The sequence below is a fragment of the Georgenia alba genome, from assembly GCF_042665525.1.
Taxonomy (GTDB): domain Bacteria; phylum Actinomycetota; class Actinomycetes; order Actinomycetales; family Actinomycetaceae; genus Allobogoriella; species Allobogoriella alba.
In genome coordinates this window covers 621,028-642,828 of sequence record NZ_JBHTCQ010000001.1, presented here as the reverse complement: position 1 = coordinate 642,828, position 21,801 = coordinate 621,028, and the positions used below count along the sequence as shown (strand labels likewise).

The 21,801-nt window shown below is 73.5% G+C and carries 23 protein-coding genes; 15 read left to right on the top strand and 8 right to left on the bottom strand.

Annotated elements, in window-relative coordinates; genetic code table 11:
• Positions 1 to 278 precede the first annotated feature (278 nt).
• A complete protein-coding gene (locus tag ACFQQL_RS03080) occupies positions 279 to 1,208 on the bottom strand; it encodes a dihydrodipicolinate synthase family protein (protein WP_382391138.1) in 930 nt (309 codons plus the stop codon).
• Positions 1,209 to 1,296: 88 nt separating this feature from the next.
• Positions 1,297 to 1,971, bottom strand: a complete 675-nt coding sequence (locus tag ACFQQL_RS03075; protein ID WP_382391136.1) for a GntR family transcriptional regulator — start codon at positions 1,969 to 1,971, stop codon at positions 1,297 to 1,299.
• Positions 1,972 to 2,043: 72 nt separating this feature from the next.
• Between ACFQQL_RS03075 and ACFQQL_RS03070 the strand changes: the two genes are divergently transcribed.
• From ACFQQL_RS03070 to ACFQQL_RS03050, 5 genes are all read left to right on the top strand, one after another.
• Complete coding sequence (locus tag ACFQQL_RS03070) at positions 2,044 to 3,045, top strand: proline racemase family protein (RefSeq protein ID WP_382391134.1); 1,002 nt, start codon at positions 2,044 to 2,046, stop codon at positions 3,043 to 3,045.
• Positions 3,042 to 4,187, top strand: a complete 1,146-nt coding sequence (locus tag ACFQQL_RS03065; protein ID WP_382391132.1) for an NAD(P)/FAD-dependent oxidoreductase — start codon at positions 3,042 to 3,044, stop codon at positions 4,185 to 4,187. Before ACFQQL_RS03070 ends, ACFQQL_RS03065 begins: the two co-directional genes overlap by 4 nt.
• Positions 4,184 to 4,453 carry a (2Fe-2S)-binding protein gene (locus tag ACFQQL_RS03060; RefSeq protein ID WP_382391130.1) on the top strand — a complete coding sequence of 90 codons (270 nt, stop codon included), beginning with the start codon at positions 4,184 to 4,186 and terminating at the stop codon, positions 4,451 to 4,453. Before ACFQQL_RS03065 ends, ACFQQL_RS03060 begins: the two co-directional genes overlap by 4 nt.
• Entirely contained in the window at positions 4,450 to 5,970 is a 1,521-nt protein-coding gene (locus tag ACFQQL_RS03055; protein WP_382391128.1) for an FAD/NAD(P)-dependent oxidoreductase, read from the top strand. The genes ACFQQL_RS03060 and ACFQQL_RS03055 overlap by 4 nt, the downstream gene beginning before the upstream one ends.
• A 107-nt stretch (positions 5,971 to 6,077) precedes the next feature.
• Positions 6,078 to 7,553, top strand: a complete 1,476-nt coding sequence (locus tag ACFQQL_RS03050) for an alanine/glycine:cation symporter family protein (RefSeq protein ID WP_382391126.1) — start codon at positions 6,078 to 6,080, stop codon at positions 7,551 to 7,553.
• Here the strand turns inward: ACFQQL_RS03050 and ACFQQL_RS03045 are convergent.
• Together ACFQQL_RS03045 and ACFQQL_RS03040 are read right to left on the bottom strand one after the other, a co-directional pair.
• Positions 7,531 to 8,037 carry an OsmC family protein gene (locus ACFQQL_RS03045; protein ID WP_382391124.1) on the bottom strand — a complete coding sequence of 169 codons (507 nt, stop codon included), beginning with the start codon at positions 8,035 to 8,037 and terminating at the stop codon, positions 7,531 to 7,533. The genes ACFQQL_RS03050 and ACFQQL_RS03045 overlap by 23 nt on opposite strands.
• Positions 8,038 to 8,041: 4 nt before the next feature.
• Positions 8,042 to 9,232 carry a metal-dependent hydrolase family protein gene (locus ACFQQL_RS03040; protein WP_382391122.1) on the bottom strand — a complete coding sequence of 397 codons (1,191 nt, stop codon included), beginning with the start codon at positions 9,230 to 9,232 and terminating at the stop codon, positions 8,042 to 8,044.
• 104 nt (positions 9,233 to 9,336) lie between these two features.
• On the opposite strand from ACFQQL_RS03040, the gene ACFQQL_RS03035 reads away from it, so the two are divergent.
• The 4 genes from ACFQQL_RS03035 (at position 9,337) to ACFQQL_RS03020 (ending at position 15,072) form a co-directional block, all read left to right on the top strand.
• Positions 9,337 to 10,347: a proline racemase family protein gene (locus tag ACFQQL_RS03035; RefSeq protein ID WP_382391120.1), complete on the top strand. Its 1,011-nt coding sequence runs from the start codon at positions 9,337 to 9,339 to the stop codon at positions 10,345 to 10,347.
• Positions 10,348 to 10,427: 80 nt separating this feature from the next.
• Positions 10,428 to 11,510, top strand: coding sequence for a glycerophosphodiester phosphodiesterase family protein (locus tag ACFQQL_RS03030; RefSeq protein ID WP_382391118.1), 1,083 nt, complete (start codon positions 10,428 to 10,430; stop codon positions 11,508 to 11,510).
• Positions 11,511 to 11,577: 67 nt separating this feature from the next.
• Positions 11,578 to 12,285, top strand: a complete 708-nt coding sequence (locus ACFQQL_RS03025) for an alpha/beta fold hydrolase (protein WP_382391116.1) — start codon at positions 11,578 to 11,580, stop codon at positions 12,283 to 12,285.
• Between the two features lie 510 nt (positions 12,286 to 12,795).
• Positions 12,796 to 15,072 (top strand): HNH endonuclease signature motif containing protein, encoded by a 2,277-nt coding sequence (locus ACFQQL_RS03020; RefSeq protein WP_382391114.1) that lies wholly within the window; start codon positions 12,796 to 12,798, stop codon positions 15,070 to 15,072.
• 189 nt (positions 15,073 to 15,261) lie between these two features.
• Here ACFQQL_RS03020 and ACFQQL_RS03015 read toward each other — a convergent pair whose 3' ends face one another.
• A complete protein-coding gene (locus ACFQQL_RS03015) occupies positions 15,262 to 15,942 on the bottom strand; it encodes a PspA/IM30 family protein (protein ID WP_382391112.1) in 681 nt (226 codons plus the stop codon).
• An 8-nt stretch (positions 15,943 to 15,950) separates the two neighbouring features.
• Positions 15,951 to 16,544, bottom strand: coding sequence for a hypothetical protein (locus tag ACFQQL_RS03010; protein WP_382391110.1), 594 nt, complete (start codon positions 16,542 to 16,544; stop codon positions 15,951 to 15,953).
• Positions 16,545 to 16,820: 276 nt separating this feature from the next.
• On the opposite strand from ACFQQL_RS03010, the gene ACFQQL_RS03005 reads away from it, so the two are divergent.
• From ACFQQL_RS03005 to ACFQQL_RS02995, 3 genes are all read left to right on the top strand, one after another.
• Positions 16,821 to 17,297: a hypothetical protein gene (locus ACFQQL_RS03005; RefSeq protein WP_382391108.1), complete on the top strand. Its 477-nt coding sequence runs from the start codon at positions 16,821 to 16,823 to the stop codon at positions 17,295 to 17,297.
• 200 nt (positions 17,298 to 17,497) lie between these two features.
• Complete coding sequence (locus tag ACFQQL_RS03000) at positions 17,498 to 17,959, top strand: hypothetical protein (protein ID WP_382391106.1); 462 nt, start codon at positions 17,498 to 17,500, stop codon at positions 17,957 to 17,959.
• Between the two features lie 31 nt (positions 17,960 to 17,990).
• Positions 17,991 to 18,602 carry a hypothetical protein gene (locus ACFQQL_RS02995; RefSeq protein WP_382391104.1) on the top strand — a complete coding sequence of 204 codons (612 nt, stop codon included), beginning with the start codon at positions 17,991 to 17,993 and terminating at the stop codon, positions 18,600 to 18,602.
• Positions 18,603 to 18,615: 13 nt separating this feature from the next.
• Here ACFQQL_RS02995 and ACFQQL_RS02990 read toward each other — a convergent pair whose 3' ends face one another.
• Positions 18,616 to 19,713, bottom strand: coding sequence for a VIT1/CCC1 transporter family protein (locus ACFQQL_RS02990; protein WP_382393764.1), 1,098 nt, complete (start codon positions 19,711 to 19,713; stop codon positions 18,616 to 18,618).
• On the bottom strand, positions 19,710 to 19,982 hold the full coding sequence (locus tag ACFQQL_RS02985) for a hypothetical protein (protein ID WP_382391102.1): 273 nt from the start codon (positions 19,980 to 19,982) through the stop codon (positions 19,710 to 19,712). The genes ACFQQL_RS02990 and ACFQQL_RS02985 overlap by 4 nt, the downstream gene beginning before the upstream one ends.
• Positions 19,983 to 20,097: 115 nt before the next feature.
• On the opposite strand from ACFQQL_RS02985, the gene ACFQQL_RS02980 reads away from it, so the two are divergent.
• From ACFQQL_RS02980 to ACFQQL_RS02970, 3 genes are read left to right on the top strand one after another with little or no spacing between them, the layout of a single operon-like run.
• The gene (locus tag ACFQQL_RS02980) at positions 20,098 to 21,057 is read left to right on the top strand and encodes a formylglycine-generating enzyme family protein (protein WP_382391100.1); all 960 of its coding nucleotides are present in this window, start codon (positions 20,098 to 20,100) and stop codon (positions 21,055 to 21,057) included.
• A 10-nt stretch (positions 21,058 to 21,067) separates the two neighbouring features.
• Positions 21,068 to 21,436 (top strand): YidH family protein, encoded by a 369-nt coding sequence (locus ACFQQL_RS02975; RefSeq protein ID WP_382391098.1) that lies wholly within the window; start codon positions 21,068 to 21,070, stop codon positions 21,434 to 21,436.
• Positions 21,437 to 21,446: 10 nt separating this feature from the next.
• Entirely contained in the window at positions 21,447 to 21,800 is a 354-nt protein-coding gene (locus ACFQQL_RS02970) for a DUF202 domain-containing protein (RefSeq protein ID WP_382391096.1), read from the top strand.
• The last annotated feature ends 1 nt before the right edge of the window (position 21,801 follow it).

Sequence of the window (21,801 nt, the reverse complement as noted above, 5' to 3'; positions counted from 1 at the left end):
TTGCCGAAGATGCGCTGCTCCTTGCAGCGGTGTTCGGCGTGTAACGTCTCTACCTGCGGTGTCGTGCGGCCACGGCCCCCAGACCCCTCCGGAGGACGAAGCCCTCGAGACCATTGTTCTCATCGCCGGAGCGGCGATTTCATGAAATATCCACCTGCGCGCCACCAGGAATTCTCCGGGCGGTTTCCGTGCGTTTACCGGGCAGCCGTTCTGCTGCCCGCTCGCATGCGGGCGTACCGTGCGTCAGGCAGGTCGGGTAGGCGCGTTGGGCGGGCGCGTCAGACGGTGAGCGCGGCGAGGGCGTCCAGCGCACGCCGCGTGTCCGCGCGGACCTGCTCGGCCTGGTCGGGGCTGAGGGCGGTGCGCGGCGGGCGGCAGGCCCCGCCGTGGCGGCCGACCATGTCCATCCCCAGCTTGATGGCCTGGACGAACTCCGTGCGCGAGTCCCACCGGAACGCGGCGATGAGGCTCCGGTAGAGCGTGCGCGCCTCGGCGAACCGGCCGGCGCGCATGTGCTCGTAGAGGGCGACCGCCTCGGCCGGGAACACGTTCGGGTAGCCGGCGAACCAGCCGGTGGCGCCGTCGAGCATGAGCTCCAGCAGCACGTCGTCCGCGCCGGCGATCACCTCGATGCTGGACCCGCGGGCCTCGCAGGCCTCCGCGATCGCGAAGGCGCGGCGGACGTCCCCGGAGAACTCCTTGACGGCCACGACGTTGTCGATGGCGGCGATCTCGGCCACGAGGTCCGGCGTCAGGTCGACCTTGGTGTCGTGCGGGTTGTTGTAGATCATCACCGGCAGCCCGGCCTCGGCCACCTTCGCGAAGTGCTCGACGATCCCCACGGGTCCGGAGCGGTACATGGTGGGCGGGAGGCACAGCACCGCGTGCGCGCCGTCCTCGCCCGCCAGGTCGGCCCACCGGCGCGCCTCGTGCCAGCCGGGTGCGTGGACGCCGGCGATCACCGTGGCGCGGTCACCGACCGCGGCGACGGCGGTCTGGACGACCCGGCGGCGCTCGTCGTCCGTCAGGGAGGAGTACTCGCCGAGCGACCCGTTCGGGCCCACGCCGTGGCAGCCGTTGTCGATCAACCAGGTGCAGTGCTCGGCGTAGCGGTCGTACGCGACCTCCAGGCCCGCCGGCGCCGACGGATTCTCGACGTACGGCAGCGCGGTCGCGACGACGACGCCACCCAGGTCCCGCTCGGCCATGGGTTCCTCCCGGAGATCGTGAAGCAGCAAGTAATATGTCACACCCTATAGCAGGACGCGGGCTCGCCGACCCTGCCCGGCGGCCTGCTCAGTCCGGCTCGGCGTTGCCCGACCACCAGCCCAGCACGTGGCCGATGTGGCGGTGCATCAGGGCTTCCGCGCCGTCGGCGTCGCCCGCCACCACCAGGTCCAGGAGGGCTCCGTGCTCGCGGGCCGACTCCATGAGTTGCTCGGTGTGCAGCATGTCCGAGAGGCCGCTCAGCCGGGTCTGGCGCCGCAGGTCGGTCACGAGGTCGACGAGCCGCTCGTTCCCGGCCAACGTCAGCAGCTCGTGGTGGAACTCGATGTCCGCCACGAGGTAGCCGGGCAGGTCGCCGCCCGCCGCGGCGTCGACGATGGCCTGGGCAAGCCCGCGCAGCCGCTCGGCGTCCTCCGGCCGAACCGCGCCGGCCAGCTCCCGGACCGTCGGCACCTCGACCAGGCGCCGGACATGGACGATCTCCTCGAGGTCGCGGCGGGACACCTCGGTGACCCGGAAGCCCTTGTTCCGCACCGGGACCACGAACCCGCGGTGCTGGAGGTTGATCATGGCCTCGCGGACCGGCGTCGCGGAGACGTTGAAGCTGCTCGCCAGCGCGGGGACGGACAACAGCTCGCCCGCCGGGATCTGTCCTGAGGCGATGGCCGCCGCGATCGAGTCCTCCACGACGCTGCGGAGGCTGGCACCGTGCACCACGGGCGAGAACGTCGGCGACGAGGTCATGTCCGGTCGGCCCCCTGGATCCAGCGACAAGGCCAGTAGTGTGTCACGTCGTAGCAGTCGTAGGAGGCGAACGTGCGCACCAGCAGGGTCTTCCACGCCGTCGACTCGCACACCGAGGGTATGCCGACGCGCGTCATCACCGGCGGGGTCGGCACGATCCCGGGCCGATCGATGGCCGAGCGACGGACCTGGTTCGCGGAGCACAGCGACCACCTCCGCACGCTTCTCATGCGCGAGCCGCGCGGGCACAGCGCCATGAGCGGCGCGATCCTCCAGCCCCCGACCCGGGACGACGCCGACTACGGCGTGCTCTTCATCGAGGTCAGCGGCCTGCTGCCGATGTGCGGCCACGGCACCATCGGCGTCGCGACGGTGCTCGTCGAGACCGGCATGGTCGAGGTGACCGAGCCGCTGACCACGGTGCGGCTGGACACCCCGGCCGGTCTCGTGGTGGCCGAGGTCGCCGTCGAGGACGGCGCCGCGACGGCGGTGACGATCCGGAACGTGCCGAGCTTCGCCGTCGGGCTGGACCGTCGCGTCGAGGTCCCCGGGTTCGGCGCGGTGCCGTACGACCTCGCCTACGGGGGCAACTTCTACGCGATCGTCGACCTGGACGATCTCGGACTGCCCTTCGACAGGGCGGCGAAGGATCGGCTGATGGCGGCCGGGCTCGCGATCATGGACGCGATCAACGCGGACGAGGAACCGGTGCACCCGGAGCGCCCGGACATCCGCGGCTGCCACCACGTCTACCTCAAGGCTCCCGGTTCCACCGCCCAGCACTCTCGGCACGCGATGGCGATCCACCCCGGCTGGTTCGACCGCTCGCCGTGCGGCACGGGCACGTCGGCGCGCATGGCGCAGCTGCACGCCCGCGGCGAGCTGGCACTCGGAGAGGACTTCCTCAACGAGTCGTTCATCGGCACCCGATTCGTCGGGCGACTGGTCGAGGAGGCACGCGTCCGTGACCTCACCGCGGTCGTCCCGACCATCACCGGCCGGGCCTGGCTGACCGGCACCGCGCAGTACTTCCTCGACCCCACCGACCCGTTCCCCGCCGGGTTCGAGCTGTGACGTCCGACCTGCTCGTCGTCGGCGCCGGCATCGTGGGGGCGACGACCGCCTACCTCGCCGCACGCGCCGGACTGTCCGTGACGGTCGTGGATCGCGGCTCCCCGGCGTCCGGCACCTCCTCGCACGGAGAGGGCAACGTGCTGGTCTCGGACAAGGAGCTGGGCCCGGAGCTGGACCTCGCGCTGTACTCGAACGAGGTGTGGCGCACCGAGCTCGGCGAGCACGCCGCGCTGTGGGAGCTGGAGCCGAAGGGCGGCCTGGTGGTGGCGGCCACCGAGGCGGGCATGACGGGCCTGGACGACCTCACCCGGGTCCAGCGCGAGGCGGGCGTGCTGGCCGAGCGGGTGGAGGCTGCGGACCTGCGCCACCACGAGCCGCACCTCGCCCAGGACCTGGTCGGCGGGGCGTTCTACCCGCAGGACGCCCAGCTCATGCCGATGCTCGCGGTGGCACACCTGCTGCGGCTGACACGCGACCTGGGCGCGCAGGTGCTGCCGCACCGTCCGGTCACCGGCCTGCTCCGGGACGGCGAGCGCGTCACCGGCGTGCGCACGCCGACCGGTGATCTCTCGGCCGGCGCCGTGCTCAACGCCGCGGGACCGTGGTCCGGTGAGGTCGCGGAGCTTGCCGGCGTGGACCTCCCGGTGGCCCCGCGCCGCGGGTTCGTCCTGGTGACCGAGCCGGTCGGGCCGCTGGTGCGGCACAAGGTCTACGCGGCGGAGTATGTCGGGGACGTGGCCTCCTCCGACGCGGGGCTGCAGTCCTCCCCCGTGGTCGAGGCGACCCCGGCGGGCACGATCCTCGTCGGCTCCTCCCGCGAGCGCGTCGGCTTCGACGCGGACGTCTCGGTGGAGGCGCTGGCGCGCATGGCGGACGCGGCCGTGCGGCTGTTCCCGGTGCTGGCCGGGGTGGCGGTCATGCGGCACTACCACGGCTTCCGGCCCTACTGCCCCGACCACCTGCCGGTGATCGGGCCGGACCCGCGGGCACCCGGGCTGTGGCACGCGGCCGGCCACGAGGGCGCCGGCATCGGCCTGGCTGCCGGGACCGCCGCGCTGCTGGTGGAGGCCCTGACCGGCGGCGAGCCGGCCCTGGACCTCGCCCCGTTCGCACCGGAGCGGTTCGGGATGGCGCGAGCATGACCGCGACGTTCGACGGCGAGCCGCTGCCGGGCGAGCCTGGCCAGAACGTCGGCGCCGCGCTGGTGGCGGCGGGCATCGTGTCCTGGCGCACCACGCGCCGCCGCGGCAGGCCGCGCGGGCTGTTCTGCGGCATCGGGGTGTGCCACGACTGCCTCGTCACGGTCGACGGCGTCCCGAACCAGCGTGCCTGCCTGGTGCCCTGGCGGCCCGGCCAGGTGATCGAGAGCGACGGCGCGCGGACGAGCCCCGGGGAGGTGGACGGATGACGGTGCACGACGTCGCCGTGGTGGGAGCCGGGCCGGCTGGTCTGGCGGCGGCCGTGAGCGCGGCCGAAGCCGGTGCGCAGGTGCTGCTGGTGGATGCCGGCGAGCGGCCCGGCGGCCAGTACTGGCGCCACCGGCACGGCGACGACGAGCACGAGCGAGGAACGAGCGGAGAGCAAGGAGACGCCGCGACTGGCCACGGCGACGACGAGCACGAGCGAGGAACGAGCGGAGAGCAAGGGGACGCCGCAATCGGCCACGGCGACGACGCCGCTGGGCACCACGACTGGGCCGTCTTCCAGGATCTCAGGCGGCGCCTGGCCGACGCGGAGGCCGCCGGGCTGCTGACCTTCCGGCCTGGCACCACGGTGTGGCTGCTCGAGCGGCACGAGCAGGGCTTCCGGCTGCGAACCACGCCGACCGTCACGAAGGCCGCGGCGGGCTCCGCCGTCGCACGACGCGTGGTCTTGTGCCCCGGCGCCTACGACCGGCAGCTCCCGGTGCCCGGCTGGGACCTGCCCGGCGTGCTGGCCGCGGGCGGCGCCCAGGCACTGCTCAAGGGCGGCGGCGTGGTGGCGGGTGCCCGGGTGGTGGTGGCCGGGACCGGCCCCTTCCTGCTGCCCGTGGCCGCCGGGCTCGCCGAGGCGGGAGCCGACGTCGTCGCGCTGTGCGAGGCCGCGGCGCCCGGCGCGTGGCTGCGGCACTCCGGCGCCGCGCTCGGCAAGGCCGCCAAGCTCGCCCAGCTCGCGGAGTACGCGACGGTGCTCGCGCGGCACCGGGTGCGGCCACGCACGCGGACGGTGGTGACCCAGATCCTCGGCACCGACCGGGTGGAGGCGGTACGACTCGGCCGGCTGCACCCGCGCGGCCGGCCGGCCGACTCCGGCCCGGTGGTCGAGGCGGACGCCGTCGCCCTCGGCTGGGGGTTCACTCCGCAGCTCGAGCTGCCGCTCATGCTCGGCGTGCAGACCGCCCTCGGGGCGGACGGCTCCCTGGTGGTCCGGGTGGACCCCCGGCAACGCACCAGCGTCCCGGGCGTCCACGTCGCCGGGGAGGCCACCGGGGTCGGCGGTGCGATGCTGGCCGTCGCCGAGGGGCACGTGGCCGGGCGCGCGGCGGCCGGCGCGGAGCCGGACCGCCTCCACCGGCGGGAGGTGTTGCGCCATCGTGCCTTCGCGCGTGCGATGCACGCGGTCCACCGGGTGCCGGAGCGGTGGGCCGACTGGCTCACCCCGGAGACCCTGGTCTGCCGCTGTGAGGAGGTGACGGCTGGGGAGGTCACCGACGCCTGCGACCGGCTCGGCGCGGACGACCCGCGCGGCGCCCGGTCGCTCGCCCGGGTCGGTATGGGCCGGTGCCAGGGCCGGATCTGCGGGTTCGCGACGGCGGACCTCCTGGCCGCCCGGCGCGGCGCGCCCGTCCGGCCGGAGGACCTGCGCACCTCCGCTGCGCGCCCGCTGGCCGCGCACGTCCCGATGGGCACGCTCGCCGAGCTCGTCGACGACCCGGATCCCGCCTGAGCCGGGGCGCTTCGCCGGTGGCTCCGCACACCCGCTACGGTGGTATGCCACATGTCACCAACTCGACGGGCGGCAGGGAGCCCGGCCACTGGGGGTAGGTCTCGCCGATGGAGCTGCTGACCACGATCAACGACCTGATCTGGAACCCGATGGCCGTGCTGGCGCTGGCCGTCGGCCTGCTGTTCACCGTCCTGACGAAGGTGATCCAGATCCGGCGGCTCCCGGAGGCGCTGCGGCTGCTGCGGGGCAAGAGCAGCGCATCCGGCCTCTCCTCCTTCCAGGCCCTGTCGCTGGCGCTGTCCTCCCGCGTCGGTGTCGGCAACATCGCCGGCGTGGCGACCGCCATCGCTGCGGGCGGACCGGGCGCGCTGTTCTGGATGGCCGTGTGTGCGACGCTCGGTGCGGCGTCGGCGTTCGCCGAGTCCACGCTCGCGCAGATCTTCAAGCGGCGGGTCGACGGCGAGGACCGCGGCGGCATCCCGTACTACATCGAGCACGGCCTGCGTCAGCGCTGGCTCGCCTGCGTCGTCGCGGGCATGGTCCTCGTCGGCTACGGGTTCGTGTTCCCGGGGGTGCAGTCGAACAACATCGCCTCCGCGCTCGAGGGCGCGACCGGAGCGCCCACCTGGGTCACCGGGCTGGCGGTGGTCGCGCTCATGGCCCTCGTCATCTTCGGCGGGACACGACGCATCGCCCACTTCGCGCAGACCGTGGTCCCGTTCATGGCCGTCGGCTACGTGCTGCTGGCGGTGGTCATCCTGCTGCTCAACGCCGACCGGATCCCGGCGATGGTGGCGCTGGTGCTGAGCAGCGCGTTCGGCACCCACGCGACCTTCGGAGGCATCCTGGGTGCCGCGGTCTCCTGGGGCGTGCGGCGGGCCGTCTTCTCCAACGTCGCGGGCGTGGGCGAGGGCACCTACGCGGCCGCGGCGGCGGACGTCTCCCACCCGGTCAAGCAGGGCCTGGTGCAATCGTTCTCGATCTACATCGACACGCTCTTCGTCTGCATGGCCACGGGCCTGATGATCCTGGTCACGGACGCCTACAACGTCCTCCCCGAGGGTGCGGGCACGCCGCTGGTGGAGCACCTGCCGGGCACCGAGGCCGGTCCGGCCTTCACCCAGGCCGCCGTGAACTCGACGGTGCCGGGCGCCGGCGGGGTGTTCGTCGCCGTCGCCTTGACGTTCTTCGCGTTCACGACGCTCGTGGCCTTCTACTACATCGCGAAGACCAACCTCGTGTACCTGACCGGTCGAGCCGCGACCCCGGCCCTCGACGTGGTGCTGGGTCTCGGGATGCTCGGCATCACGTACTACGGCGCGGTCGAGAGCGCCGACCTCGTGTGGGCGATCGGGGACATCGGGTACGGGGCCATCGGCTGGGTCAACATGATCTGCCTGCTCTTCCTCGTCCGGCCCGTCGCCCGGGCGCTGGCCGACTACGAGGCGCAGCGGCGGGACGGCCTGGATCCGGTCTTCGACCCGCGGCGTGCCGGCATCACCGGCGCCGACCACTGGCTCACGCACGGACCCGCGTCCGCGGAGGGCTCCCGGGAAGGTGCTAGCCGGCGCGGCGAACGGTGAACGTCGGCGGCTCGGCGAGCGAGCGGGCGACGACGCAGTAGCGCTCGGTGGACCGCGCGAGCTTCGCGAGCGCCTCGTCGTCCGCGTCGGTGTCGACCTCCGCGGTGATCTCGATGCCGGTGACGCCGACCGGGACGGTGCGGTCGACGCCGAGCGTGCCGCGTACGTCGAAGCTCCCGGTCGCCTCCAGCCGCGCGGAGCGCACCTGCAGGCCCATCGCCGTGGCGACGGTCCGCAGGGTGACGCCGGCGCAGCCGAGCAGCGCCTCGAGCAGCATGTCGCCCGAGCAGGCGTCGTCCCCGGAGCCGCCGGCCGCCGGGTGCAGTCCGGCCCGGACGGTGCCGGCGAAGCCGTCGACCGTGGCGGTCAGCCCGTCCTCGGCGAACGTCGCGCTGGCGCGCACCGGTGTCGCGGCCGAGTCGGGGTCGTTGCGGTACTTCTCCTTCAGCGGGCCCTGCACGGCCCGGAGCTCTGCGGCGTTCACCGCGTCAGTCTCGCACCACGTGTCCGGCCCGCGTGACCGTGCGCGGGATCGTCTCGTCCCACAGGACGGCAGGGTTCTCGAACGGGTTCCCGTCGAGGACGACGACGTCGCCCACGGCGCCCGGCTCGATGCGCCCGCGCCGCGCGTCGCCGATGAGGTCGGCGTTGACGCGGGTCATCGCACGGAGCGTCGCGAGTGGGCTGGACGCCTCCATCTGCAGCCGCACCCCCACGAGCTGGTCGTCGTCGAGGCCGCCCATGAGGTCGGAGCCGAACCCGACGGCGACGCCGGCGTCGTACGCGAGCTCGACGGCGCGCTTCCCGTGGTCGAGGACCTCCAGGTTCTTGGCCAGCGAGATCGCATTGAGGCCGAGCTCGGCACCGCGCCGGTCCATGGCGTCGTAGGCGGCCAGGGTCGGGACGAGGAACGCGTCGTGCTCGGCCATGAGCCGCGCCGTCGCGCCGTCGATGAGGTTGCCGTGCTCGACGGAGCGGACGCCGTTCGTCACGGCGTGGGTGACGGCGTCGGAGGAGTACGCGTGCGCGGCCACGTAGGACCCGCGGCGCGTCGCCTCCTCGACCGCGGTGCGCACCTCCTCCGGCGAGTACTGCGGGACGGCGAGCGGGTCGGAGAGGGAGAACACGCCGCCGGAGGCCATGATCTTGATGCAGTGCGCGCCGGTACGCAGCCGGTCCCGCACGGCCCGACGCACGGCGTCGACGCCGTCGACGATCTCGTTGATGTGCCCGTGGGCGAAGCACAGGTCGACCTCGGCGCGACGCGGGTCGCCGTGGCCGCCGGTCTGGCTGAGCGCGGGGCCGGAGTAGAGGTAGTGCGGCGCGGTGACCACCCCGCGCTCGATCGCCTGGGCGAGGCCGATGTCCCCGCCGGCGACGTCACGCACCGTGGTGAAGCCGCGCCGCAGCGCGTCCCGCAGGCGCCGGGCACCGACCAGGGCGGCGTAGCTGAGCGGTCCGCGCTCGATCTCGAGACCGTCGAGGCTGTGGGCGTAGGCGTGGAAGTGGGCGTCGATGAGTCCCGGGACGACCACGGCGCCGCGGGCGTCGAGCACCTCGCCCTCGGGGGTGACGTCCCCGACGGCGGCGATCTCGCCGTCACGGAGCAGGATCGAGCCCTCCGTGAGGTCCTCCGACCAGCCGTCGAAGACGAGGGCGTTGACGATGCTGAGGGTCACGGGTCCTCCAGGGCTCACGGACGTGGACCTCACGAGGCTCCCACGAAGGTGCCGCGCGCTGCTCTGCCGCCCGTACTGTGTGCACCGGACGGGCAGGTGAGGACATGCACCGAGAGCTGAGCGTCGAGACGACCGACTACCACACCGCCGGTGAGCCGTTCCGGATCGTCACCGGGGGCGTCCCGGAGATCCCCGGCGCCACCGTGGCCGAGCGGCGCGTCAACGCGGCGCACGAGCGGGACGTCGAGACGGTTCGGCGGATGCTGGTGCACGAGCCGCGCGGCCACGCGGGCATGTACGGCGGCTTCCTCGTGCCGCCGGACGACGACGGCGCCGACCTCGGCGTCGTCTTCTGGCACACGGACGGCTACTCGACGGCCTGCGGCCACGGCACCATCGCGCTCGGGATGTGGGCGGTCGAGAGCGGCGTCGTGCCGGCCGATCCCGACGGCGTCACGAACGTGGTCCTCGACGTCCCGTCGGGCCGGGTGCGGGCCGCCGTCGACGTGCGTGACGGCGTCGCGCGCTCCGCCACCTTCGTCAACGTGCCCTCGTGGGTGGCGGCCCGCGACGTCCGTCTCGACGCGCCGCACGGCGCCGTCCACGTCGACGTGTCGTACGGGGGCGCCCTGTTCGCGTCCGTGCCGGCCTCCGCGTTCGGGCTCGAGGTGACCCCGGACCGGTACAGCGAGCTCATCGCCGCCGGCCGCCTGGTCAAGCACGCCCTCGAGGGGCACGACGTGGCCCGGCACCCGCAGGACCCGCGACTGTCCGGGATCTACGGCACGATCCTCTACGACGACCTCGGCCGCACCGCTTCCGGGCCGCACCAGCGCAACATCACCGTCTTCGCCGACGGCCAGGTGGACCGTTCGCCGTGCGGGTCCGGGACCTCGGCGCGGCTCCCGCTGCTGCTCGCGGACGGGCTGCTCGGTGACGGCGAGGTCCTCACGCACGACTCGATCGTCGGTACCCGTTTCACCGCGCGCGTCCGCGAGCGCGACGACGCGGGCCGGGTGGTCCCGGAGGTCACCGGCCGGGCGTCGCTGACAGGCCGGCACACGTTCGTCCTGCGCCCGGACGACGAGACCGGCACGGGCTTCACGCTCCGCTGACCCGCTCACCGGGCCGTCACGCGGCGTTCACGCGGGCGCTCTACGGTGAGGCCATCCACGTCGCCCACCGGAGGACCGCCGTGCGCCAGCAGACCACTCGCAGCACCCGCCGCCTCGTCGCGGCACTCGCCACCGCCGTCGCCTGCGCGGCCGTCCCGGCAGCCGCGACCCCCGCGGCCGCTGAGCGACCCGGCGACCGCTTCGACCTGCAGGCCCATCGCGGCGGTACGGGCCTGTACACCGAGAGCACCCTCGCGGCTTTCGCGAACGCGCTGGAGCTCGGCGTCAGCACGCTCGAGCTGGACACTCAGGTGACCTCTGACGGCGCGGTCGTCGTCACGCACGACCGGCAGATCAGTGCCGAGAAGTGTCGGGACACGGGTCCGGCCTTCCCGGGCGACACGGACTTCCCGTACGTCGGCGACTACATCACCGACCTGACGCTCGCGCAGGTGCAGACCGTCGAGTGCGGCTACCAGCCGCTCCCCCAGCACCCGGACCAGCAGGCGGTGCCTGGCCCCATGATCGAGCTTCGGGACCTCTTCCGGCTCGTCCGCCACTACCGGGCCCACCACGTCACGCTCAACATCGAGACCAAGGTGGAGGCCGGCGCGCCGGAGGAGACGGCTCCCCGCGAGGAGTTCGTCCGCGCCGTGCTCGCGGAGATCTCGCAGTACCGGATGGGGCGGCAGGTCGCCATCCAGAGCTTCGACTGGGGTGCTCTGGAGCTGGTGGAGCAGCTCAACCCGCGGCTGCCGCGGGTCGCCCTGACGAACCACGACTTCCTCGAGATCGGCCGGCCCGGCGCCTCGCCCTGGCTCGGCGGCCTGGACGCGGACGACTTCGACGGCGACCTGGTCGCCATGGCGGACCACCTCGACGTGGACGCCATCTCACCGGTGCACGGCTTCCCGCAGGACGGCGTGGTCGCCGACCCGGACTACGAGCCGTACGTGACCCGCGAGATGGTCCGGGACGCACATGCCGCGGGCCTGGAGGTCATCCCGTGGACGGTGGACGACCCGGACACCATGCGCGCGCTCATCGCGACGGGGATCGACGGCCTCATCACCGACCGGCCGGACCGGCTCCGCGAGGTCATGGCCGAGGAGGGTCTGCGGCTGCCACGTCCGCTGCGGGGCCCGCACGGGCCGGTCGGGTAACCCGCGTCGCGTCCCGGTCGGCGGGCCCGGTGGCGAGGCGGCGGGCGATCGTGGGAATGTTCGGCACATGAGTGATCCCGTCGACGTCGTCCTCGTACCGGGGTTCTGGCTCGGTGGCTGGGCGTGGGACGGGGTGGCGCCCTACCTCGCCCAGCACGGCATCCGTCCACACCCGGTCACGCTGCCGGGTCGCCGCCCGGGGCCGGTGGTGCGCACCACCCTCGAGCACCACGTGGCGGCGCTGCGGGAGGTGGTCGCCGGGCTCGACGGCGCGGTGGTGCTGGTCGGCCACAGCGCGGGCGCGACGTCGGTCAACGCCCTCGCCGACGCGATGCCGGACCGCATCGACCGGCTCGTGTTCGTCGACGACGGGCCGCTCCCCGACGGCGGACGGTTCCCGTTCGAGCTCCCGGGCCGCGCCAAGGCCCTCCCGCTGCCGGCCTGGCCGGAGCTGGAGCGCATGGGCCTGAGCACCGCGGGCATTGACCCGGCCACGCTCGCCGAGTTCCGGCGTCGCGCCGTGGCGGAGCCGATCGGCGTGGTGCGGACCCAGGCCCGATGGACCAACCCCGCCCGCAAGCAGGTCCCGGCAACGGTGCTGTGCTGCTCCACCCCGGGCGGGGTGCTGAACGAGGCCGTCCGGGACGGCGCGCCCTTCACGGCCGAGCTGGCCGGGCGCGACCTCACGCTCGTCGACCTCCCGACGGGGCACTGGCCGATGTTCAGCCGGCCGCAGGACCTCGCAGCGGCGATCCACCTGGCGACGACCCAGTAGCCATCAGTCAGACCCGCGGATGCTGGGCCTCACGAGCGCTCCAGATCCGGAGATCGCGAAGCGTAGACGTCGGGGCTGTCGCCATTCCGCTCCCCTGTCCGTCGGCGAGGTCGGCGAGCCTGGGTATGGTCCGCGCTCCCGCCACTCCCGGTGTCCCGGGCTGCCCACAGCCGCGGTTACGGAGCTCGCGCCAAGGGGTGGCTGGTGCCGTGCTCGCGCCTGTGCGGGTGCTTCGCCGCCAGGCGCTCCGCCCGTCCGAGTGTTCCGCCTGTGTGCGCTCGGGCTGGGTGGCGTCGGGTGTCGTCCGGCTGCTGGGTCGGGAGTGGCAGTCCGGCTGCTGGGCAGGGATGGCCAGGCCCCGATGCCGTAGTTGACGGTTGCTCATCCGACCGGGCGGTGACAGTGAGGGTGACGGTGACCACGAGCTCGGCGTTCCTGGGTCGTGCCGGCTTGTCCACAGGGTGCCTCCGGCCCGGGTTCCATGTCAGTGGTCGCACATATGTTTGAGTCATGGACAGGTCGGCAGTGGTGGTCGCGGACAGCGGGTACTGCTGTGCGGTCGAGTCCGCGGGCGGCATCTGTGTGCATGCTCGGGCGCTGGTGGCCGAGTTGGACCGGGAGGTCTGCGAGGCGGAGATCCGGTGCCTGCTCGACTCCGACGTCGAGGGCCTGTTCGGCGGGGACGCGGAGGGCCTGTTCGGCGAGGACGCCGAGACCGTAGAGCCCTCCAGGCACCGCGGGCACGCCGGAACCACGCGGGACGCCGAGCCCTTCGAGACTTTCGGGTCCGCCGGGGATGCCGGGACGGTTGACGGTGATGCGCAACGGTTGGGGTTGACGGTCGCGGAGTTGGCGGTGATGGCGCCGGGTCCGGAGCTGGCGGCCGTGCTGGACGGCGCGGAGATCTCCGGCCTGAGTCGGGCGGGGCAGGTGGAGGTGTTGGCGGCGGCGAAGCGGTTGGAGGCCTGGGCGGCCGGGAAGGCCGCCGCCACCGCCGGGGCGCTGTCGCGGGGTTCGGAGCTGTTCACGCATCCGGAGCAGGTCGCCCGGGTCGCCGGCCGCGTGATCAATCCGACGGTGGAGGAGGTCGCGATGCGGCTGGCGGTCTCCCGTGCCGAGGCGGGGATGCTGGTGCGGGTGGGTCGGGGCCTGGCCGGGTCGTTCACCGACACCGCCGACGCCCTCGACAGTGGGCTGGTGGATTTCCGGAAGGCGGCCGCGATCGTGACCGGGCTGGATGGTTCACCGACCGAGGTGGCGTGGATGGTCGAGCAGGACGTGCTGCCCCAGGCTCCTGGGTTGCCGGCGGCGGAGATCACCCGGCGGGTGGCGGACCGGGTCGTGCGGGTGGATCCGGTGGAGGCCGCGGCCCGCCACGCCCGGGCCCGGGCCGGTCGGCACGTGACCCACACCAGGGTGCTGCCGGACGGGATGGGGTCGCTGACCGCGGTGCTCCCGGCCGAGGACTGCGTCCTGATCGACCAGACCCTCACGGGGATCGCGGCCGGTGCCCGCAATGGCGGAGACACCCGCAACGTGGACCAGTTGCGGGCCGATGCGCTGGTCGCGTTGACCCGGGCTGGGATCCTGACCGGGACCACCGGCCCGCACACCGACCCCGAGACCATCCCCACCCTCCGAGACACCAACCCCGTACTGCCTGTGCAGGGCGTGCTGCCCGGACTGGACGCCCGCGATGGTGACCACGCGGCAGCCATCGACAAGACCAGCAAGCACGACGCCCGCTCCGGTACGGCCGGCGACGCCGGCGCGGCGGGTGCCGGCAGCACCGGCGCGACGGACGGCTCGAGCGACCCGAACGCAGGCGCAGACGCTGGCGCGACGGGCCCGGCAGGTTCTGCTTTGCGGAGCCTCACCCTCGACACCGCCGGCCTCGCCGGCCGGGCTGGTCGGGTTGGTCGGGGGAAGCGGCGGACCATCCAGGGACGGTTCCCGGAACTGCCCAAGGGGCGGGTGCCGGAGGTCGCGGTGATCTCCCCGCTGCTGGCCGCGCTGCTGCGTCACGAGAGGGTCGAGGACCTGCCAGTGGCCCGCCCGCGCATCAACGTCACCGTCCCCATCGACCTGCTTGCCCAGGCTGTCCTCGACGACGAGACCCTGCCGGACGGCCAAGGCAGCAGTCTGCCCACACGCACGGGGACGCCCCCGCCCGGCGGTCAGGGGACGACTCTGCCCGGCGAGGAGGGGGCCACTCTGCCCGCCGAGACCGACACGACCGCCGCTGCTGCCGGTGGCTCGGATGCGGGTCTGCCGTTCGAGGATGCTGCCGGCCCGGTCGGGACCTTGTCCGGGTACGGCGCGCTCAACCCCGCCCAGGCTCTGGCGCTGGCTGCGGCCGCGGGTGGGACGTGGCGGCGGCTGCTGACCGACCCGGCCACCGGCACGGTCCTGGACGTGGGCCGGACCCGCTACCGGCCCCCCGCCGGACTGGCCGAGCATGTGCGGCTGCGGGACCGGACCTGCCACCGGCCCGGCTGCACCACCGACGCCGAGCACTGCGAGCTGGACCACACCATCGCCCGGTCCGCCCACGGCGCCACCGCCGCCGCGAATCTCGGCCCGTTGTGCGGGCGGGACCACGCGTTGAAGACCGTCGGCGCCATGCACGTCACCCAACCCGTCCCCGGCGTCTTCGAATGGGTCACGCCCTCCGGACACACCTACCGCCGCGACACGACTGGGACCCTCACCTTCCTCGGCCTGACCACACCACCCCAGCAGCCTGGCGAGACGGACACCGACAACTACGGCGACCCGCCCTTCTGAGTTGGCCGCTCCGCGGGCGACCGGACCGGTCCAGACCGGAAGCGCGAAGGCCCTACCGCACCGGAGCGAGGTCCCTCGGACGGCCCAGAAAGCCAGATCCCTGGCTTCAGCTAGGCCACCCCGCGGCACTCGGCGTGTAGCAGAAGCCGCGAACCGAGACGGACTGTCGTCGCTCTTTCCGCCGTCCGCTCAGTGTCGCGGCGGGTCGATCCTGCGGCGCATCGCCTCGAGGCGGAGGTTGACGTCCTCGTCCGTGCCGAGTTCGTCGAACGCGGCCCGGACCGGCTCCGAACCCGGGTCGGTCCCCGCGATCTCCTCGTAGGCCTCGGCCTCGGCCTGGAGCCGCCGGATCCGGTCCGCCGCGTCGCGCTCCAAGCCGCTCGCCTCGAGCCGGCCGGCCGCTACGGCGTCCTCGCGCCGCGCGAGAGCCGCCCGGGCGGCGTCGTGGTCAGCGCGAAGCGACTGGGCGCGCAGGTAGGAGTCCTCGGCCTGGTGCTCGAGCCTGTTCAGGTCGGACTCCAGCCCCCGTACCTGCTCGGTCAGCCGATGGTGCTGGGCTGCGAGGTCCTCGAGCCGGCCGGCTGCGATCACCGAGCGCCGCAGGTGCTCCCGCGCGGCCACCTCGTCGCCGGCGGCGACCGCCGCCTCGGCCTGCTGGTCGAGGTGGGCGATCTCGGCGCGTGTGCGTTCGGCGAGGACCTCGACGCGGCGGCGGCTCGCAGCGAGATCGGCGACGGCGCGGCGTGCGCCGTCGAGCCGGTCCAGCCGTTGGGCGTGTGCCTGCTGAAGTGCCTCCATCGGGCTCTCGGGCTGCTGCCGGCTGGCTCGCTTCGATCGGATGAGCCGGCCGATCCGGCGGACGGTCGACACGTCCGGCCTCAGGCTGCCTGGCCGGGACGGAACGGGCCGGTCCGGTAGGTGCGGCTCCAGGTGGTGAGCGCCTCGACCTCGATGAGCGCGTGGTCCGCGGCTCGTCCGAGCTGGTCGGGCGCCGCGCTCGCCGCCGCGTCCACGAGCGACCGGCGCAGGGCGGCGGAGACACGCTGGTGCTCCGTGACCTTGTCGGCCAGCAGCCCGGCCCACATGCTGCGCAACTCCGCGTCGGGCTCGGACTCGGCGAGGGCCAGCTCGCGGTCGAGCTGCTCGCCGGCCTGTCGCAGCCCCTCGACCACCGGGACCACGGCGCCGACCGGGGCGGCACGGAGCTCGGCCGCGGCCAGGGCGCGCTCGGTGGCGGCCGACGAGCGCTGCACCTGCAGCCGCAGGCGCGCGACCTGACGCCCGACATCGTCGGCGGCGACGCTTCGCACAGTCAGCCGTCCACGGTCCAGACCACGGCGCAGGCGTCGCGAGCGGCGGATCCGCCGCACCAGATACCAGGTGGCCGCGACACCGAGCAGGCCGATGACGGCCAGGGCGCCGACCCCGATGAGGAGCACGCGCCCGAGGAGCTCGACCAGCTCAGGGTCCATCGTGTCCTCCTCCCGCTCGTGACACCACGGTACGACGGATCACGACCGCGTGGACAGGTTCCGCGAACTCGCAACCCGCAGGGACCTTGCACGCCTCCGCGCCTCCGTTACAGTGCTGCGGTACGTCCTTGACGTAGCGGGGGGAAGATGGGACAGCCGTCCTGGGGGCAGGGGCCGGCACCACAGCAGCAGGTCGGACGGCCGCCGTACGGGCAGGCCGGTCCTCCCGGTATGCCCGCGCCGCGGCGCGGGACGCCGCGATGGATCATTGCGACCGTGATCAGCGTCGTCGCGGTGGTCGTGGTGCTCGCGGTCGTCGTCCTCCTCGTACGCCCGGGCTCCGATTCCGACGGCGGGATCGACGCCGTGGAACCGACGGTGCCGCACACCGTGGGCGAGTTCGAGCTGAACGAGCAGGACAGCAGCAACTACTACGCGGACGTCTCGCCTTTCCCGGATCTGGCGTGGGGCGGCGTCTTCTACTACGTGACCTCCGAGCAGTCGGTGTTCGTCCATCTCTGGGGCCCGACGGACGACATCGGCGACTACACCCAGTACCAGGGCGAGGCCACCGCTGTCGGGTCCGGCCAGTGCATGACGGATCCGGGCGACGGGACGAGGATCTGTGCCGTCAACCGCGGTGGGGTGGTGCTGACCGCGGCACTGATGGACGAGGCCACCGGCGAGTGGCTCACGGACGACGCGCGCCTCATGGAGATCACCGAGGAGTTCGCGGCGGCCATGCTCGGCTGACCGCGGACGCGACCAGGGGGGACATGGGACAGCAGTGGGGCCCGGGTGGGCCGATTCAAGGCCCGGGTGGGCCCGTTCAAGGCCCGGGTGGGCCCGTTCAAGGCACGCCGCACGCGGCGGTGCCGCCGTACCCACCCCCACCGACGCGGCCGGCTCGGCGGCGCAGCACGCCGGGTTGGGTCATCGGCGCTGCGGCCGGAGTGCTCGCCGTCGTGATCGCGGTGGCGGTGGCGCTGCTCGTGCTGCGCCCGTGGGAGACGGCGACCGTCGAGATCGCCGGGCAGCAGGTGCCCGAGACGATCGGCGAGCTGGAGATCGACGAGCACTACGACACCCCGTTCGGGCCGGGACCGCCACCGGGCACGGACGTCGAGCACGTCGTACATCTCCGGTACGTCTCCGCCGAGGAGATCGCCTACGTCAGTGTCTACGGCCCCACGGAGGACGTCGAGGCAGTCATGGCACACCGCGCCAACCCCCGTGACGTCGCCGGGGCCCGCTGCGCCGACTCCTCGATGCGTGACGAGTTCCCGATCTGCGCCGTGGCCGCGGACGGCCGGGTCCTGACGGCCATCGGGTACTCGGTGACGACCGGTGACTTCCGGAGCGAGGAGGGCCAGGCGAACCTCGCCCACACCGTCGCCGAGGCCTTCCTCAGCTGACTGACACACGAACCCGACACCGGAGAGACACATGACACAGCAGTCGTGGGGCGGCCCACCCAACCAGCCGGGCCCACCCAACCAGTTCCAGCAACCGTTCCCGCAGTCAGCCGCCCCGCGACGGGGGACGCCCCGCTGGATCATCGCCGTGGTACTCGGCACCGTCGTCGTCGCCGCGGTGATCGCGACCGTCGTGGTGGTCCAGGTGCTCGGGACCGACCCGAACTACGTCCCGCCGGAGGAGGCGGTCGAACCGGTCATCCCGGACACGGTCGGCGAGTTCGAGCGGGACCCCAACTACCAGAACCCCTTCGCCGAGCCTCCTGTGGGCTCCGACATCGAGGAGGTCGTCGGCCTCGTGTACAACTCCCCCACGGAGAGCGAGTTCGTCGATCTGTACCGCCCCTCGAGCGACGTCGAAGACGTGATCGGGTACCGGGACAACCCGCGGGAGGTCGGGTCGGGCGTCTGCGTGGACAACTCGCTCGGCGCCGGACTGTGCGCCATCACGCGCGGCGGGGTCGTCCTCACGGTCAACGGGTCCCCGGCCGGATCCAGCGCGCCCGGAGAGGTCGAGAGCCTCGACGATGCCCGGCTGATGGAACTCGCCGACCAGTTCGCCGCCGCGATGCTCAGCGGCTGACCGGCGCCGAGCCTCACACCACCGTGGTGCCGAAGACGAGCCCGAGGACGTAGGTGACGGCGGCGGCGCCGTACCCGATGAGGAGCTGGCGCAGCGCCCGGCGCAACGCCGAGGCACCCGAGAGCACCCCGACGACGGCACCGGTGCACAGCAGCGCGACGCCGACCATGCCGGCGGCGGTCAGCACGGCACCGGTGCCGGTCATCCCGAGCACCCACGGCAGGATCGGCACGAGCGCACCGGAGGCGAAGAAGCAGAAGCTGGACAGCGCGGCGGACCAGCCGCTGCCGATCTCCTCGTAGGACCGCTCGACGTCGGGCGCGGGAACCCGCTGGCCCGCCTTCACCTGGCTGATGACGGCGGCCGCGTGCTCCTCGGCCTCGGCGGCGTCCATGCCGCGGGCCCGGTAGACGAGCGCGAGCTCGTTCGCGTCGACATCCAGCGCCGGCAGCCGGTCCTGGGCGTGCTCGTTCGGCACCGACGCGGCGAGCAGCTCCCGCTGCGAGCGCACCGAGACGTACTCCCCGGCACCCATCGACAGGGCACCGGCGAGCAGGCCCGCCACGCCCGCAACCAGGACGGTGCCGCTCCCGACGCCGGTGGCCCCCACTCCCAGGACGAGCGCCAGGTTCGAGACCAGCCCGTCGTTCGCGCCGAACACCGCGGCCCGGAACGTGCCGGACATCCGGGCTCGGCCGCGCGCGGCAAGCGCCCGGACCACCTCGCCGTGAATCCGCTCGTCCGCCGCCATGGCGTCGGTGGCGTCGACGTCGGCGTCATACGCGGAGCGGCTCTCCGCGCGCTGCGCCAGCGCCAGGACGAAGACGCCGCCGAAGGTCCGGGCCAGCCAGCCGAGGAAGCGGGTGCGCAGCGCTCCCTTGCCGGGCTGGCCGGCGTGGTCGCCGAGCAGGTCCCGCCAGTGCTGCTCGTGCCGCCGCTCGGCGTCGGCCAGCCCGAGCAGGATCTCGCGCTCCTCGCCCTCGCGGCGCGCGGCCAGGTGCCGGTAGACGGCGCCCTCCGCGCGCTCGTCGGCGAGGTGACGGCGCCAGCGGCGGACCTGCTCCCGGCTCGGGCGTGCGCTCGCGCCGGCCGGGTCGGTCTGCCCGGTCAGGGCTGCGGCTGCGGCGGGGTCGGCGGCTGGGTCTGGCCGCCCCGCAGCTTGGACTTCACGGCCGACGCCACCTTGTCGGTCACGACGCTGCCACGCTCGCGGGCGACGTCCCCGACCTTGGCCTCGACCTTCTGCACTCCCGACTGGACCTTGGGGTTCTCCCAGACCTTGGCGCCCCCGCGCTTGATCGCCTCGTAGCGCTCACGCCCGGCGCGCGCACCGAGGATGTACCCGATGCCGGCGCCGACGAAGAATGACATCTTGCCCATGCGTGGAACCTCCGTGCGGTTGGAGTGCGTGCAGGCGAGCGTAGCGATCATCGCCGACCGCCGCCTCTTCCGACCACTATCGTGACGGGTGGCTCCCACGCACGCAGAGGACGTCATGCCTGACCCGACCGACCCGACCGACGGCCGCGCCCCGCTGCGCCTGGCCGCGCCGTCACCCCGCCCGCTCCCGGAGCGCAGCGGGGCGGCCGCCCGGCGTGCCCGGGCGCGGATGGTCGAGCTTCCCGGGGGCACCTTCGACATGGGCAGCGAGGACGCTGACGTGGTCCCGGGCGACGGCGAAGGGCCGGTCCGGCCCGTGACGGTCGCACCGTTCCGGGTCGCCCCGACGACGGTCACCAATGCCGACTTCGACCGGTTCGTCAAGGCCACCGGGTACCGCACACAGGCGGAGGAGTTCGGCTGGAGCTACGTCTTCCACCTCTTCACCGCCGACGTCGACCCCGCCGGCGTCCGGGGCACCGCTGGCGGGACGCCGTGGTGGCTGGCGGTCGACGGGGCGAGCTGGCGGCACCCCGACGGCCCTCGTTCCTCCCTGTGGAACCGGCGCGACCACCCCGTGGTGCACGTCTCCCGCGAGGACGCGCTTGCCTACTGCGCGTGGTCCGGCACGCGGCTGCCCTCCGAGGCCGAGTGGGAGTACGCGGCACGCGGCGGGCTGCAGCGCGCGCGGTTCCCGTGGGGGGACGAGCTGGAGCCCGGCGGAAAGCACATGTGCAACATCTGGCAGGGCGTCTTCCCGGACGTGAACACCGCTGCGGACGGGCACGTCGGCACCGCGCCCGCGAAGTCCTACCCGGCGAACGGGTACGGCCTGTACAACGTGGCCGGCAACGTGTGGGAATGGACGTCCTCGCCGTGGGACGCGACCGCCCACGACGTCTGGGTCATCCGGGGCGGGTCGTACCTGTGCCACGCGTCGTACTGCAACCGCTACCGGGTGGCGGCCCGGACGCGGAACACCGGCGACTCGTCCTCGGGCAACACCGGCTTCCGGGTCGTCGCGGACCCGGATCCGGCCGACGGCGAGACCGCGGCCGAGGGGAGCACCGCATGAGGAGGCATCGGTGAGCGGCAGCCGGCTCCCGCGCAGCGTGTACGGCACCGGCAAGGAACCGGACGTCCGCTTCTCGCTGGCGAACGAGCGGACCTTCCTCGCCTGGATCCGCACCGCGCTGGCCTTCATCGCCGCCGCGGTCGCCCTGGAGGCCCTCGCCACGCCGCTGCACCCGACGCTACGCCTCGCCGCCTCACTGATCCTCGTGGCCACCGGACTGGCCCTGGTCCTGCAGGCCTGGTTCGGCTGGGTGCGCACCGAGCGGGCCCTGCGCAACCACGAGCCGCTGCCCTCACCACTGTCCGCGCTGCCCGCCACGATCGGCGTCGTCATCGTCGCCGTCCTCATCGGCGTGGCGCTGCTGGTCGGCCCGTCGTGAGACGCCGATGATGCGCCCCTGGGACGCCGGGCTGCAGCCCGAGCGCACCGAGCTGGCCTGGCGGCGCACCGTGCTCGCGGTGACCACCGGCACCGTCATCGCCGCCCGCTACCTCGGCGCCAGCAGCGTGGTGCTCGGCCTGGCACTTCCGCTCCTGGCGCTCCTCGGCGGCGTCGTGCTGCTGCAAGCCGGCACCGTCCGGTTCCGGCGGCTGAACGACGAGCTGTACGCGAGCGGCACCGACGACCCGGACCGGCCGGTGCTGCCCGGCGGCGCGATGCTCGCGGTCGTGACCACCATGTCGGTGGGGATCGCCGTCGTCTCCGCCGCCTTCATCCTCACCACCGCGCTGACCGAGCCCTGAG

Excerpts from the sequence above, each read along its gene's own strand:
- ACFQQL_RS03080 (WP_382391138.1), bottom strand. The coding sequence starts at position 1,208 with ATGGCCGAGCGGGACCTGGGTGGCGTCGTCGTCGCGACCGCGCTGCCG.
- ACFQQL_RS03075 (WP_382391136.1), bottom strand. The coding sequence starts at position 1,971 with ATGACCTCGTCGCCGACGTTCTCGCCCGTGGTGCACGGTGCCAGCCTC.
- ACFQQL_RS03060 (WP_382391130.1), top strand. The coding sequence starts at position 4,184 with ATGACCGCGACGTTCGACGGCGAGCCGCTGCCGGGCGAGCCTGGCCAG.
- ACFQQL_RS03055 (WP_382391128.1), top strand. The coding sequence starts at position 4,450 with ATGACGGTGCACGACGTCGCCGTGGTGGGAGCCGGGCCGGCTGGTCTG.
- ACFQQL_RS03050 (WP_382391126.1), top strand. The coding sequence starts at position 6,078 with ATGGAGCTGCTGACCACGATCAACGACCTGATCTGGAACCCGATGGCC.
- ACFQQL_RS03035 (WP_382391120.1), top strand. The coding sequence starts at position 9,337 with ATGCACCGAGAGCTGAGCGTCGAGACGACCGACTACCACACCGCCGGT.
- ACFQQL_RS03025 (WP_382391116.1), top strand. The coding sequence starts at position 11,578 with ATGAGTGATCCCGTCGACGTCGTCCTCGTACCGGGGTTCTGGCTCGGT.
- ACFQQL_RS03020 (WP_382391114.1), top strand. The coding sequence starts at position 12,796 with ATGGACAGGTCGGCAGTGGTGGTCGCGGACAGCGGGTACTGCTGTGCG.
- ACFQQL_RS03010 (WP_382391110.1), bottom strand. The coding sequence starts at position 16,544 with ATGGACCCTGAGCTGGTCGAGCTCCTCGGGCGCGTGCTCCTCATCGGG.
- ACFQQL_RS02995 (WP_382391104.1), top strand. The coding sequence starts at position 17,991 with ATGACACAGCAGTCGTGGGGCGGCCCACCCAACCAGCCGGGCCCACCC.
- ACFQQL_RS02985 (WP_382391102.1), bottom strand. The coding sequence starts at position 19,982 with ATGGGCAAGATGTCATTCTTCGTCGGCGCCGGCATCGGGTACATCCTC.
- ACFQQL_RS02980 (WP_382391100.1), top strand. The coding sequence starts at position 20,098 with ATGCCTGACCCGACCGACCCGACCGACGGCCGCGCCCCGCTGCGCCTG.
- ACFQQL_RS02970 (WP_382391096.1), top strand. The coding sequence starts at position 21,447 with ATGCGCCCCTGGGACGCCGGGCTGCAGCCCGAGCGCACCGAGCTGGCC.